Origin of the sequence: Cupriavidus pauculus, assembly GCF_003854935.1 — a bacterium.
Taxonomy (GTDB): Bacteria; Pseudomonadota; Gammaproteobacteria; order Burkholderiales; family Burkholderiaceae; genus Cupriavidus; species Cupriavidus pauculus_C.
The window spans coordinates 15987-28881 of the sequence record NZ_CP033969.1 but is presented as its reverse complement, the minus strand read 5'-3'; the positions used below and the strand labels follow the sequence as shown (position 1 = coordinate 28881).

Annotated in this window: 14 protein-coding genes; 6 read left to right on the top strand and 8 right to left on the bottom strand. The window is 70.5% G+C overall.

Translation table 11 applies throughout. The features are described 5' to 3' along the window. The first annotated feature begins 2 nt into the window (after positions 1–2). The gene (gene msbA, locus EHF44_RS01855) at positions 3–1772 is read left to right on the top strand and encodes a lipid A export permease/ATP-binding protein MsbA (protein WP_124682160.1); all 1770 of its coding nucleotides are present in this window, start codon (positions 3–5) and stop codon (positions 1770–1772) included. Positions 1773–1864: 92 nt separating this feature from the next. Continuing rightward, positions 1865–2485, top strand: a complete 621-nt coding sequence (locus tag EHF44_RS01850) for a peroxidase-related enzyme (RefSeq protein WP_124682159.1) — start codon at positions 1865–1867, stop codon at positions 2483–2485. A 13-nt stretch (positions 2486–2498) separates the two neighbouring features. On the opposite strand, the gene EHF44_RS01845 is transcribed toward EHF44_RS01850, so the two are convergent. The 8 genes from EHF44_RS01845 to phnG all read right to left on the bottom strand — a co-directional run bounded on the left by EHF44_RS01845 (position 2499) and on the right by phnG (position 9241). Continuing rightward, on the bottom strand, positions 2499–2996 hold the full coding sequence (locus EHF44_RS01845; RefSeq protein WP_253699934.1) for a hypothetical protein: 498 nt from the start codon (positions 2994–2996) through the stop codon (positions 2499–2501). A 274-nt stretch (positions 2997–3270) separates the two neighbouring features. Continuing rightward, positions 3271–4470: an alpha-D-ribose 1-methylphosphonate 5-triphosphate diphosphatase gene (locus tag EHF44_RS01840; protein WP_124682157.1), complete on the bottom strand. Its 1200-nt coding sequence runs from the start codon at positions 4468–4470 to the stop codon at positions 3271–3273. Positions 4471–4546: 76 nt separating this feature from the next. Further along, positions 4547–5275, bottom strand: a complete 729-nt coding sequence (gene phnL, locus EHF44_RS01835; protein WP_124682156.1) for a phosphonate C-P lyase system protein PhnL — start codon at positions 5273–5275, stop codon at positions 4547–4549. A 2-nt stretch (positions 5276–5277) separates the two neighbouring features. Further along, positions 5278–6054 carry a phosphonate C-P lyase system protein PhnK gene (gene phnK / locus EHF44_RS01830; protein WP_124682155.1) on the bottom strand — a complete coding sequence of 259 codons (777 nt, stop codon included), beginning with the start codon at positions 6052–6054 and terminating at the stop codon, positions 5278–5280. Further along, positions 6051–6956: an alpha-D-ribose 1-methylphosphonate 5-phosphate C-P-lyase PhnJ gene (locus EHF44_RS01825; protein WP_124682154.1), complete on the bottom strand. Its 906-nt coding sequence runs from the start codon at positions 6954–6956 to the stop codon at positions 6051–6053. The genes phnK and EHF44_RS01825 overlap by 4 nt, the downstream gene beginning before the upstream one ends. Next, positions 6953–8104, bottom strand: a complete 1152-nt coding sequence (locus EHF44_RS01820) for a carbon-phosphorus lyase complex subunit PhnI (protein ID WP_124682153.1) — start codon at positions 8102–8104, stop codon at positions 6953–6955. Before EHF44_RS01820 ends, EHF44_RS01825 begins: the two co-directional genes overlap by 4 nt. Position 8105: 1 nt before the next feature. Continuing rightward, entirely contained in the window at positions 8106–8738 is a 633-nt protein-coding gene (gene phnH / locus EHF44_RS01815) for a phosphonate C-P lyase system protein PhnH (RefSeq protein WP_253699932.1), read from the bottom strand. Next, entirely contained in the window at positions 8738–9241 is a 504-nt protein-coding gene (phnG, locus tag EHF44_RS01810; protein WP_124682152.1) for a phosphonate C-P lyase system protein PhnG, read from the bottom strand. Before phnG ends, phnH begins: the two co-directional genes overlap by 1 nt. 183 nt (positions 9242–9424) lie before the next feature. Here phnG and phnF point away from each other — a divergent pair, with 183 nt between their 5' ends. The 4 genes from phnF (at position 9425) to phnN (ending at position 12802) form a co-directional block, all read left to right on the top strand. Further along, a complete protein-coding gene (phnF, locus tag EHF44_RS01805) occupies positions 9425–10159 on the top strand; it encodes a phosphonate metabolism transcriptional regulator PhnF (protein ID WP_124682151.1) in 735 nt (244 codons plus the stop codon). A 143-nt stretch (positions 10160–10302) separates the two neighbouring features. Next, positions 10303–11505, top strand: coding sequence for an alpha-D-ribose 1-methylphosphonate 5-triphosphate diphosphatase (locus tag EHF44_RS01800; RefSeq protein ID WP_124682150.1), 1203 nt, complete (start codon positions 10303–10305; stop codon positions 11503–11505). Further along, entirely contained in the window at positions 11502–12239 is a 738-nt protein-coding gene (locus tag EHF44_RS01795; protein ID WP_253699930.1) for a DUF1045 domain-containing protein, read from the top strand. Before EHF44_RS01800 ends, EHF44_RS01795 begins: the two co-directional genes overlap by 4 nt. Further along, positions 12236–12802 (top strand): phosphonate metabolism protein/1,5-bisphosphokinase (PRPP-forming) PhnN, encoded by a 567-nt coding sequence (gene phnN / locus EHF44_RS01790; protein WP_124682149.1) that lies wholly within the window; start codon positions 12236–12238, stop codon positions 12800–12802. The genes EHF44_RS01795 and phnN overlap by 4 nt, the downstream gene beginning before the upstream one ends. The last annotated feature ends 93 nt before the right edge of the window (positions 12803–12895 follow it).

Below are 12895 nucleotides of genomic sequence, written 5' to 3'. Positions count from 1 at the left end.
ACGTGAACGACAGTAAAAAGCAAACGCCCCAGGAAACCGAAACCCTCAAGCGCGTCTGGGCGTACCTGAAGCCCGAGACGCGCAACTTCGTGCTGGCCATCCTGGCCATGGCGCTGGTCGCCGCCAGCGAGGGGATCATTCCCAAGGTCGTCAACGACCTGCTGGACAAGGGTTTCGGCGGCAGCTACGCCGGCAAGCTCTGGCACGTGCCGGCGCTGCTGGTGGGCGTGGCGCTGGTGCGCGGCGTGGCGCAGTTCGCGTCCGGCTACCTGCTGTCGCTGATCTCGAACCGCGTGCTGCTGAAGATGCGGATGCAGATGTTCGACCGCATGCTCCACGCCCCCGCGCTGTTCTACCACCGCAATACCGCCGCGTCGCTGATCAACGCCGTGATCTTCGAGGTCAACCAGGTCATGCAGATCCTGACCGGCGTGCTGATCACGCTGGTGCGCGACTCGCTGACCGTGCTGGCGCTGCTGGTCTACCTGTTCTACACGAACTGGCGCCTGACGCTGGTGGTGGCCGTGCTGCTGCCGACCATCGGCTTCGTGATGTCGAAGGTGAACCGCCGCCTGCGCCGGCTGAACCGCGAGCACCAGGCGCTGACCAATACGGCCGCGTACGTGGTGGAGGAGGCGGCCGGCGGCTACAAGGTCGTCAAGCTGCACGGCGGCGAGGCGTACGAGACCGCGCGCTTTGCGACGATGGCCGAGCGGCTGCGCGGCTATTCGATGCGCATGGCGGTGGCGGGCGGGCTGAACCAGCCGGTGACGGCGTTCCTGGCGTCGCTGGCGCTGTCCGTGATCCTGACCATCGCAATGGTGCAGGCGCAGGGCAACCAGACCACGATCGGCGGATTCACCGGCTTTGTCATGGCGATGCTGCTGCTGATCTCGCCGCTCAAGCACCTGACCGACCTGAACCAGCCGCTGCAGCGCGGCCTGACCGCCGCCGAAATGATCTTCGGGCTGATCGACGAGCCGGTCGAGGCCCAGACCGGCGGCCTGCCGCTGGCGCGCGCGCAGGGCGACCTCGTGTTCGACAACGTCGGCTTCCGCTATGGCGATGCCGGCCGGCCCGCGCTGAACCGCGTCAGCTTCCACGCCGCGCCGGGCGAGGTGGTGGCGCTGGTCGGGCCGTCGGGTAGCGGCAAGACCACGCTGGTCAACCTGCTGCCGCGCTTCTTTGATCCCACCGAAGGCTGCATCGTGCTGGACGGCAAGCCGGTCGACCAGTTCGGCCTGGCCGATCTGCGCCGCCAGATTGCATTCGTCAGCCAGGACGTGGTGCTGTTCAACGATACGGTCGCCGCGAATGTGGCGTATGGCGTACATCCGCGCGAGGAAATCGATCTGGCCCGCGTGGAGCGGGCGCTGGCGGCGGCCTACCTGACCGATGTGGTGCGTGGCCTGCCCGAGGGGCTGGAGACGAACATCGGCGACAACGGCATGAAGCTGTCCGGCGGGCAGCGGCAGCGCCTGGCCATCGCGCGGGCCATCTACAAGGACGCGCCGATCCTGATCCTGGACGAAGCCACCTCGGCGCTCGATTCCGAGTCGGAGCGCCAGGTCCAGGCCGCGCTGGAAACGCTGATGCAGGGCCGCACGACGCTGGTCATTGCGCACCGGCTGTCGACCATCGAGAACGCCGACCGCATTGTGGTGCTGGAGCAGGGCCGCGTGGCCGAATCCGGCAGCCATGGCGAGCTGCTGGCCAAGGGCGGCCTGTACGCCGGGCTGCACCGGATCCAGTTCGCCACCGCGGCGGAGTAAGCTGCCAGCATCCGACGGCCATGGCGGGGTGCCATGGCCGGGCTGTACCGCATGTACCGATACGGGGACCCGACACCCGACAGGAGACAGACATGACCGAGGCCGCACAAATCCCCGCCCAGCCCACCGCCCAGCCCCCCATCAGCCGCTACCCCGTCCCCGCCATTGCCGATCTGCCCGACGACCTGCGCCAGCGCGTGCTGGAAGTGCAGGAAAAGGCTGGTTTCGTCCCGAATGTGTTCCTGGCGCTGGCCCACCGGCCGGACGAGTGCCGCGCGTTCTTCGCCTATCACGACGCGCTGATGCTCAAGGAGACCGGCAACCTGACCAAGGGCGACCGGGAGATGATCGTCGTGGCGACGTCGGGCGCCAACCAGTGCCTCTACTGCGTGGTGGCCCACGGCGCGATCCTGCGGATCTACGAGAAGAAGCCGCTCGTGGCGGACCAGGTGGCGGTCAACTACCGCAAGGCCGACATTGCGCCGCGCCAGCGCGCGATGCTCGATTTCGCGATGAAGGTCTGCCAGGCGTCGCACACGGTCGACGAGGCCGACTTCGCGGCGCTGCGCGCGCACGGCTTTGACGACGAGGACGCCTGGGACATCGCCGCGATCACGGCGTTTTTCGGGCTGTCGAACCGCATGGCCAACACCATCGGCATGCGGCCCAACGACGCGTTCTACCTGCTCGGGCGCGTGCCGAAAGGCAAGTAGCGGCGGGCGGGGCTCAGCGGATCTGCGCGCAGCTTCCGCTCTTGGGGTCGAACAGCACCGGCCACGCCTGCTCGTAGATGCCGGGCGTGCAGTACTTCTCGCAGCGCGCGTGGGCCAGCGTGATGCGGCGCGGGTCCTGCCAGACCATGAGCTTGCAGCCGCTGCCATCCACAGCGTGCAGTTCGATGTGCGGCGTCTGCTGGACCTGCTTGAACTGCTCCAGGTCAAAGCGGCACGACCCCTTGCGCGACACCCAGAGCTTCCAGCTCAGCGACTGCACCGCGTTGTGCGCCACGCGGACCACGGCATCCTCGCGAAAGCCGTCCTCCTCGGTGCGCCGGCAGACGCCGGCCATGTTGATCTCGCGCGCGGCGATGGGCGTGGCGCGGGTCTCGGGCGCGGGCGGGTAGGTGGTGTCGGTGTTCACGTTGGGGCCGGCCAGCGGCGGCGAGCGGTCCACCTTCTGCGGCAGCAGGTCCGCGCAGCCCGCGAACAAAAAAAGTGCCAGCATCGCTGGCACTGTCATGCGTATTGACTTCATGTCCGATCCCCTCTGGCCTCCGCCGCTTTCAATGTAGGGGATCGCCCGGCAAAGGCCAGCGCTATGTGATGGGGACTAGCCCTAGCGTGCGCCGGTAAGGTCCAGCGCCTATAGTCAATGGATGTGGCCGCGCACCGGTGCCGATGCGCGGCCTTTTGCATGGTGCGGCCGGGCCCGCGGGCCACGCTCGCGGCGCAAACGCGCGTTCGAGCGACGTGCGGCCCACGTCCCGCCCGGCCGGCGCTCAGGCCACCGCCTGCAGCGCGCCTTCGCGCGGCGCGGCGTGCTGGACGGCCGGATAGCCGGCCGCGAACACCAGCCGCCCGGCCGACCACGTGTGCGTGACCAGCGGCTGATCGGCCACGCTGGCCACGGCGATCACGTCGGCGCGCTGGCCCGGCAGCAGCCGGCCGCGGTCGGCCAGCAGGCAGGCGTCGGCCGGATTGGCGGTGACCAGCGCCAGCGCGTCGTTCAGCGGCAGCCCGGCCAGCCCCGACGCGGCAAACGCGGCGGCAATGAGCGTCGACGGCTGGTAGTCCGAGCAGAGGATGTTGCCCACGCCGGCCTGGATGGCGTCGATGGCCCGCATCGACCCGCTCTGGCTTTTGCCGCGCAGCACGTTGGGCGCGCCCAGGATGGTCGGCAGCCGATGCGCCGACGCGGCGCGCGCCGTCTCCAGGTTGATCGGAAACTCGCTCATGCGCACGCCCAGCGCCTGCATGGCGGCAATGCGCTGCGGCGAATCGTCGTCATGGCTGGCCGTCGGGATGCCCAGCGCGTGGGCCTGCGCCACCAGGCGGTTCACGCGCTCGGTGGCGCCGTCCAGCTCGGCGGTCTTGCGCGCGGCCGCGTCGGCGGCCTCGTCGCGGCTCATGCCGTGGTTGCCCATCATGTACGACAGGTACGCGTCGAGCGTCTTGAACTGGCCCTGGCCGGGCGAGTGGTCCATGACCGACAGCAGGTCCACCACGCCTTCGGCCATCAGCGCCTCCAGCACCGGCACGGCCGCCGCGTCGGTCACCTCGTAGCGGCAGTGGATGCGGTTGTCGACCAGCCCGTGCCGGTTGTAGGCGGCCACGGTGCGCACCAGCGTGGCGGCCGTGTCGTTGTTGCGCACGCCGAACTGGTTGCTGGCGAACGACAGCGCGTGGTACGGCGTGGTGATGCCGGCCGCGGCGTTGCGGCGGTCCACCTGCGCCACGGCAAAGTCGAGCGGGAACAGCACGTTGGCGCGCGGTTCCACTTCCTTTTCGATGGCGTCGCAGTGGACGTCGATCAAGCCCGGCATCACGGTGTGGCCGCGCAGGTCGATCACTTGCGCGCCGGCGGGGGCCGCGGCCGGTTCGATGGCGGCGATCTGGCCATCGGCGATCAGCAGGGCGCTGTCATGCAGCACACGGTCGGGCAGGACCAGCGTGGCGTGCGTCAGGTAGGTGGAGGACATGTCCGGTTCGGAGTCGGGGGTTGGGGGCGGTATGTCGAGGCGGGGCTCGGCGGCGGGCGTCAGGAAGTCCAGGCCTTCATGCGTTGGCGGCCACCACGGGTTGCAGCGGCAGCGCGCGCGTGGCCACGGCGTCGCGCACGGCCTCGTCGTGGAAGATGCCGATCAGCGCGCGGCCCTCGGCCAGTGCTTCGCGGATCAGGGCGATGACCACGGCGCGGTTGTCGGCGTCGAGCGAGGCGGTCGGTTCGTCCAGCAGCAGCACCGGGTGCCCGCCGATCAGCCCGCGCGCGATGTTCACGCGCTGCTGCTCGCCGCCCGAGAACGTGGCGGGCGGCAGGTCCCAGAGCCGGCGCGGCAGGTTCAGCCGTTCCAGCAGCACGGCCGCGCGGGCGCGCGCTTCCTCGTGGCTGGCGCCGCGCTGCTGCAGCGGATCGGCCACCACGTCCAGCGCGGACACGCGCGGGATGGCGCGCAGGAACTGCGAGACGTAGCCGATCACGTCGCGCCGCAGCCCTAGCACCTGCTGCTCGGGCGCGCCGGTCAGGGCCACCCACGGCTCGCCGGGCGCGCTGGTGTCGCGCAGCCGGATCGTGCCTTCGGTGGCCAGGTAGTTGCCGTAGAGGCAGCGCAGCAGCGTGCTCTTGCCGGTGCCCGAGCGGCCGGACAGCACCAGGCATTCGCCGCGCGACGCGTCGAAGTCGATTGCCTGCAGCACGGGCAGCCGGATGCCGCCCTGGTTGTGCAACGTGAACATCTTGCCGAGGCCGCGCACCTCGACCAGCTTGGCGGTATCTGCTTGCATCATGGTCAGCCCTGCAGGATGGAGGAAACCAGCAGCTGGGTGTACGGGTGCTGCGGGTCGTCGAGAATCTGGTCGGTCAGGCCCTGTTCCACCACGCGGCCGCCCTGCATCACGAGCGTGCGGTGGGCCAGCAGCCGCGCCACGGCCAGGTCGTGCGTGACCAGCACGGCGGCCAGGCCCAGGTCGGTCACCAGGCGGCGCATCAGGTCCAGCAGGCGGGCCTGCACCGACACGTCCAGCGACGCGGTGGGCTCGTCCATGAAGACCAGGCGCGGATGGGTGACCAGGTTGCGCGCAATCTGCAGCCGCTGCTGCATGCCGCCCGAGAACGTGCCCGGCACGTCGTCCAGCCGGGCCAGGTCGATTTCCATCTTCTCCAGCCACGCGCCGGCAATCTCGCGCAGGTCGCCATAGTGGCGGTGGCCCACGGCCATCAGCCGCTCGGCGATGTTGGCGCCGGCGCTGACCTGCATGCGCAGGCCGTCGCGGGCGTGCTGGCGCACGAAGCCCCAGTCGGTGCGGGCCAGCAGCCGCATGCGCGCGCTGGACAGCGACGCGAGGTCGGTCAGCCCGGTCTCGCGCATGTCGTAGTGCACGCTGCCGCGCTGGGCGCGCACCTGCATCGACAGTGCCTGCAGCAGCGTGCTCTTGCCGGAGCCCGATTCGCCAACCACGCAGAGCACCTCGCCCGGATACAGGTCGAAGCTGACGTCATGGCAGCCGTGCGTGCCGTCCCACGTGTGGGTCAGGCTGCGGACGGACAGCAGCGGTGTGGCGTTCATGGCTGGCCTCCGGCGGCGGTCTGCACGGCCTGCGCGGCCTGGCGGTCGGCGCAGTACTCGGTGTCCGAGCACACGAACATGCGCGTGCCGGCATCGTCGGTGATGATCTCGTCCAGGTAGCTGTCGGTGGCGCCGCACTGCGCGCAGCAGCTCGACCACTTCTCGACGGTGAACGGGTGGTCCACGAAGTCCAGGCTCTTGACCGACGTGTACGGCGGCACCGCGTACACGCGCTTCTCGCGGCCGGCGCCGAACAGCATCAGCGCCGGGCTGCGGTCCAGCTTGGGGTTGTCGAACTTGGGGATTGGCGACGGGCGCATCATGTAGCGCTGGTTGACGATGACCGGGTAGTCGTACGTCGTGGCGATATGGCCATGGTGGGCGATGTCCTCGTAGAGCTTGACGTGCATGGACCCATACTCGGCCAGCGCGTGCATCGTGCGTGTTTCGGTCTCGCTCGGTTCCAGCCAGCGCAACGGCTCGGGGATGGGCACCTGGTAGACCATGGTCTGGCCCGCGCGCAGCTTCGTCTCGGGAATGCGGTGGCGGGTCTGGATGATCGTCGCCTCGGCGGTGCGCTCGGTGGTCTGCACGCCGGTCACGCGGCCGAAGAAGCGGCGGATGTTGATGGCGTTCGTGGTGTCGTCGGAGCCCTGGTCGATCACCTTGAGCACGTCCTGCCGGCCGATGATGGCGGCGGTCACCTGGATGCCGCCGGTGCCCCAGCCGTAGGGCAGCGGCATCTCGCGGCTGCCGAACGGCACCTGGTAGCCGGGAATGGCCACGGCCTTGAGCAGCGCGCGGCGCAGCATGCGCTTGGTCGATTCGTCCAGGTAGCCGAAGTTGTAGTGGTCGTCGCGCGCCACGGGGGCGGTGACGGGGGTAGCGTGGGCGGCGGTCATGCCAGCGACTCCTCTTGCGATGGCGACGGTTGCGGTTGCGATGGGGCGGCCTGGTCGGCCTGGTCGGCCTGGGCCGCCGGCTCGCCCTGCGCGGCGCGCAGCCGGCGCAGCAGTTCCAGGTTGGCCTGGAAGTCGACGTAGTGCGGCAGCTTCAGGTGCTGGACGAAGCCCGACGCCTCGACGTTGTCGCTGTGGTACAGCATGAACTCGATGTCGTTGGCGGGGTTGTCGGCGGCCTCGCCCAGTTCGGCGGCCCGCATCGCGCGGTCCACCAGCGCCATCGACATGGCCTTGCGCTCGTTGTAGCCGAACACCAGCCCGTAGCCGCGCGTCAGGCGCGGCGCCTCGTCGGCGTTGCCGGCGAACTGGCTCACCATCTGGCACTCGGTCAGCTCCACCTCTCCCACGGTCACCGCGAAGCCCAGCTCCTCGATGAACATCTCGACCTCGCAGCTTCCGTAGCGGATCTCGGCCGCGAACGGGTGCGAGTTGCCGTAGCCACGCTGCGTGGAGTAGCCCATCGACAGCAGGAAGCCCTCGTCTGCGCGGGCCAGGTTCTGCAGCCGCGCCGGGCGCCCGGCCGGGAAGGACAGCGGCTCGCGCGTCAGGTCGGGCGGGGCGGGGTCGCCGTCGGGGATCGTGTCGGCCTCGACCAGCGATTCGGCTTCGAGCAGGCCGGTCACGCGCGGCATGCTGGCCGCCAGCGGCGCGGGCGACGGCGGCAGCGGCTCCGGCTCGCGGCCCGCTTCCAGCGTGAAGTCGAGCAGCCGCTGGGTGTAGTCGTAGGTGGGCCCCAGCACCTGTCCGCCGGGCACGTCCTTGAACGTCGACGAGATGCGGCGCTGCAACTGCATGGTGCCGGTGTCCAGCGGCGCGGTGTAGCCAAAGCGCGCCAGCGTGGTGCGGTACGCGCGCAGCAGGAAGATGGCCTCGATCTGGTCGCCGGCCGCCTGCTTCAGCGCCAGCGCGGCCAGGTGCGGGTCGTACAGCGAGCCCTCGGCCATCACGCGGGCCACGGCCAGCGGCATTTGCTCGCGGATCTGCGCCAGCGTGACGTCGGGCACGGACGGGTCGCCGCGGCGATAGGTGTCCAGCATCCGGTAGGAATTGAGGATGGCGCGCTCGCCACCCTTGACGGCTACGTACATGTCAGTCCTCCACCTGCGTGGTGCGCGTCATGGCGCAGAAGTGCGGCCCGCTGGCCAGCAGCAGGTCCACGCCGAGCGGAAAGCGGGCGTTGTTGGCACGCCAGGCCGCGCGGAAGTCGTCGGGCAGGCCGCGCATGCGCAGCGGCTGGGTGGTCTCGATGCCGGGGCCGCGCAGCGTCAGCGCGTCGCCGTCGTGCAGCGACGCCACCTCGACGAGCAGCGTGGCCGAGCGGTCGGGATAGTCGGGCAGGCCCTGCGCGCAGTCGGCCAGCGCGGGCATGGCGTGGCCGGCCGGCACGCAGACGAACGTGGCGTCGGCCACGGCATCGACCAGCGGGCAGCCGCAGTGGAAGCGCAGGAACGCGCGGGCGGCTGCGGGCACGCTGGCGGGCAGCCAGACCGGCGTGTCGGGATCGGCCAGCGTCAGCAGCAGGGCGGTCAGCGTGGGCGACAGGCCGTCGGGCTGGCCGCTGGCGGCGGGCAGGGTCTGCAGCCGGCCGGGATGCGCGAACGCGTCGAGCGTGGCGCGGAACACGGCCTGCGCGTCGTCCACCGGGTTGTCGAAGCCGGGCAGCAGCGACGGCGTGGCGCGGGCGTGGGGCGTGGCGGTCATCGGGCTATCGGTGGGGGGCATCAGTCGTCTCCGCGGGCCATCGTGAAGAATTCGACGCGGGTTTGCGCCGCCGTGGCGGCCTGCCGCGCAGCGCGGTCGGCCATGGCCTGGGCCAGCGGGGCGATCACGGCGTCCTGCACGCGCTGGTGCCAGTCGGGCCGCTGCAGCAGGGCGTCGAGCAGCGCGGCCTGTTCGGCATGGCGCTGGCCGCGGCCCTGCACGTAGGCCATGCCCGCGATGGCCTGGGCGTCCGGAGTGTCCGGGGTGTCCAGCACCACGGCGCAGCGCGTGACGGACATCTCGCCAAGGTTGAACTGGGCGCCGGTGCCGCCGGCCCGGGCGCGCACCATGGCCATGCCCGATTCCGGCTTGCGCAGCAGGCGGTAGCCGGGTGCGGGCGCGGCCGCGAACAGCCGGGCGCAGGCGGCGTCCAGTGCATCGGACTGGGCCAGCGCCAGCACCCGCAGCCATGCGGCACGCGCTGTATTCGCCGCATCGGCCGGGCCGGCGGTTTCATTCTGCATGATCACCCCTATACGTCTATACGTTTAGATGTAAACTAACACAACACGGCGATACTAGACCACAGGCACGTGAACGTTTCATGACGGGTCGGGGATTTGCTCGGGCACGCCGCGCGGGCGCCGGGTCTGAGGCACAATCGCACGGCAACCATTAAGGCTTGATGACACAGGGCAGGACGAACGATGTCTGATCGGGAAGTGGAACGCGGTTCCGGCGTGGCGGTCTGGCGCCAGATTGGCGAGGCGCTGGCGGAGGACATCCGCAACAAACTCTATGGGCCCGGCGAGCAACTGCCGCCGGAGCCGGAACTGGCCACGCGCTTTGCCGTGAACCGCCACACCATCCGCCGCGCGATGGGCGAGCTGGAGCTGAGCGGGCTGGTGCGCATCGAGCAGGGCCGCGGCACGTTCGTGCAGGAACACGCGATCGACTATGCGATTGGCCGGCGCACGCGGTTCTCGCAGAACCTGGCCGCGCAGGGCATGCGCGGGCACCTGGAACTGGTGGACAGCCAGACGCTGCGCGCGCCGGAGATTGCCAAGCATTTGGGCCTGGCGCGCAATGCCGACATCCTGCACGTGCAGATGGTGGGCAAGGCCGAGGCGCGGACCATCGACGTGTCCGAGCATTATTTCGATCCCAGGCGCTTTCCCGGCATGGCGGAGGCGGTGCGCGACACCGGGTCGATCTCGCGTGCGCTGGCCGGCTTTGGCATTGCCGACTACACGCGCAAGTGGTCGCGCATCACGGCGGCCATGCCCAGCGCCCCGGTGGCGCGGCTGCTGAACCAGCCCAAGACGCGGCCGGTGCTGCAGGTAGAGGCGCTCAACGTCGACATCGACGGCGTGCCGGTGCAGTACAGCCTGACGCGCTTTGCCGGCGACTGGGTGCAGCTTACGGTGTCCGACAACGACTGACAGATTTGCTGCAGGCCGCTGCAGCACAGTCAAGCCTGCGGCAGGGTCAAGCTGGAAGGTCACATATTGGTCTAGACATCTGTGTGTCATCTGGCGGCGCTACCTTACGCCGCACCTCAAGGGCCGATCACGGAATCTCCCTCATGCAAACCACAACTCCTACCTATTCGCCCCCGCTGCGCGGCCTGACCGGCCGCCGTGTGCTCGGCGCCGGCGCCATCGGCGCGGCCACGCTGGGCTTTGACCACGGCAGCATCGCGGCGCAGGCCGGCGACAGCGGCCCGTGCGTCGATGCCGGCGACCTGCTGGTGCTGCCCGGCATCGTCGACATCCACGGCGATGCGTTCGAGCGCTCGGTGATGCCGCGCCCCGGCGTGAGCTTTCCGTACGGCACGGCGCTGCTCGACGTGGACCGCCAGTTGCTGGCCCACGGCATCACGACCGAATTCCACGGCGTCACGCTGTCCTGGGAGGGCGGATTGCGTGGCGAAGCCTACGCGCTGCGCATGTTCGAGGCGCTGGCGCAACTGCAGCCCGTGCTGGGCGCGTCGCACAAGGTGCACCTGCGCTTCGAGGCCTATCACCTTGCCGGCGTGGACACCGCGCTGCAATGGATTGCCGATGGCCGCGTCGACCTGCTGGCGATCAACGACCACCTGCCGACCATGGCCCGCCGGATGAACGACGAGCGCAAGCTTGCCCAGTACGCCGAGCGCGCCGAGTGCGACATCGAGACATTCCGCAACCGCCTGCGCACGGCCAGCCGCCATGCGCAGGACGTGCCGGCCGCCGTGGCCCGGCTGGTGGCTGCCGCGCGGGCCGCGAACCTGCCCGTGGCGTCGCACGACGACCCCGACGCGGCCACGCGCCAGCACTACCATCGCCAGGGCTGCGCGATTGCCGAGTTTCCGCTGACGGTGGACGTGGCCACGCTGGCGCGCCAGATCGGCGACGAGACCGTGTTCGGCGCTCCCAACGTGCTGCGCGGCAAGAGCCACACCGGCGCGCCGAACGCCACCGAGATGATCGCAGCCGGCCTGTGCACGGTGCTGGCGTCGGACTATTACTACCCGGCGCCGCTGCAGGCCGCGTTCCGGCTCGTGCAGCTTGGCATCTGCGGCCTGCCCGAAGCGTGGCACCTTGTGTCGCGCAATCCGGCGCGCGCGGCGGGCCTGCGCGACCGCGGCCTGCTGATGCCCGGCATGCGCGCCGACGCGATCCTGGTCGACGACAGCCTGCCTGGCCTGCCGCGCGTGTGCGGCACCATCGTCAACGGCGAACTGCGCCACGCCACGGTGGCGCTGCCGCTGATCGACCTGGCCGACCAGGGCAGCCTGGCCGCATGATGCCCGCCGTTGCTGCCGCGCATCGCTACGCGATCTACCTGGCTCCGGCCGAGCCGTTCCGCACGTTCGGCGCGCAATGGCTGGGCAGGGATGCCGATACTGGCGCGGCGCTGTCGCCGGTCATGGCCGGGCGGCCCGCGCAGTGGGTCGAGGCGCCGGCGCACTACGCGCTGCACGCCACGCTGAAGCCGCCGTTCCGGCTGGCCGACGGCACCGATCCGGCGATGCTGGACGCCGCCGCGCGCACGTTCGCGGCCACGCGCCAGCCGTTCCAGGCCCCGCTGACGCTGCGCGCGCTGCGCGGCTTCCTGGCGTGGTGCCTGGACGACGCCGACGGGCCGGGGGGGCGGCAAATGCATGCGCTGGCCGACGCCTGCGTGCGCGATTTCGACCGCTTCCGCGCGCCGCCCACCGCCGCCGAGGTCGCCCGCCGCGACCCGGCCAGGCTGACCCCGGCGCAGCGCGCGCACCTGGACGCGTGGGGCTACCCCTACGTGTTCGACACCTTCACGTTCCACATCACGCTGACCGGCATGCTCGACCCGGCGGACGAGGCCGCGGCCTTCGCGCTGCTGTCGCAGGCCGGCGGCACGCTGCTGGAGCAGCCGCTGCAGGTGGACGCCATCAGCGTCTACGTCCAGCCCGCGCCCGGCGCCGACTTTGTCGCGGCGCGCCACTATCGCTTCGACGGCAGCACCCGGGACGGGGCTGGCGCGGCGTACCTGCCCGCATGACGCCGGCCGCCCCCACCGACGGCCACGGCCTGTTCTATGTGATGGGGCCGTCGGGCAGCGGCAAGGATTCGCTGCTGCGCGCGCTGCGCGACCGGCTGGCGCCGTCCGAGCCCGTGGTGATTGCCCACCGCTACATCACGCGCGCGGCCGACGCCAACGAGGCGTCCGTGGCGCTGACGGCCGACGAATTCCATCGCCGCATCGACCTGGGCTGCCTGGCGATGCACTGGCAGAGCCACGGGCTGCGCTACGGCGTGGGCGTGGAGATCGAACAGTGGCTGGCGCGCGGGCTCAAGGTCATCGTCAACGGCTCGCGCGAGTACCTGCCCGACGCGGCGGCGCGCTACCCGAAGCTCTGCGCGGTACACGTGCGCGTCAGGCCCGAGGTGCTGGCCGCCCGGCTGCGCCAGCGCGGACGCGAATCGGAAGACGCCATCGCCGGGCGCCTGGCACGCGCCACGCAGCCGTTCGCGGTGCCGGATGGCTGCCGGGTGGTCGAGATCGACAACAGCGGGGCGTTGAGCGATTCGGTGGAGCGGTTTGCGAGGCTGGTGGCGGGGTGAAGGCTGGGGCTGGCGACAGGCCGGCCCTCACCCCCAGCCCCTCTCTTGCAAGCGAGAGAGGGGCGCAAACCGGCGGATTCTGATATGCCCGGT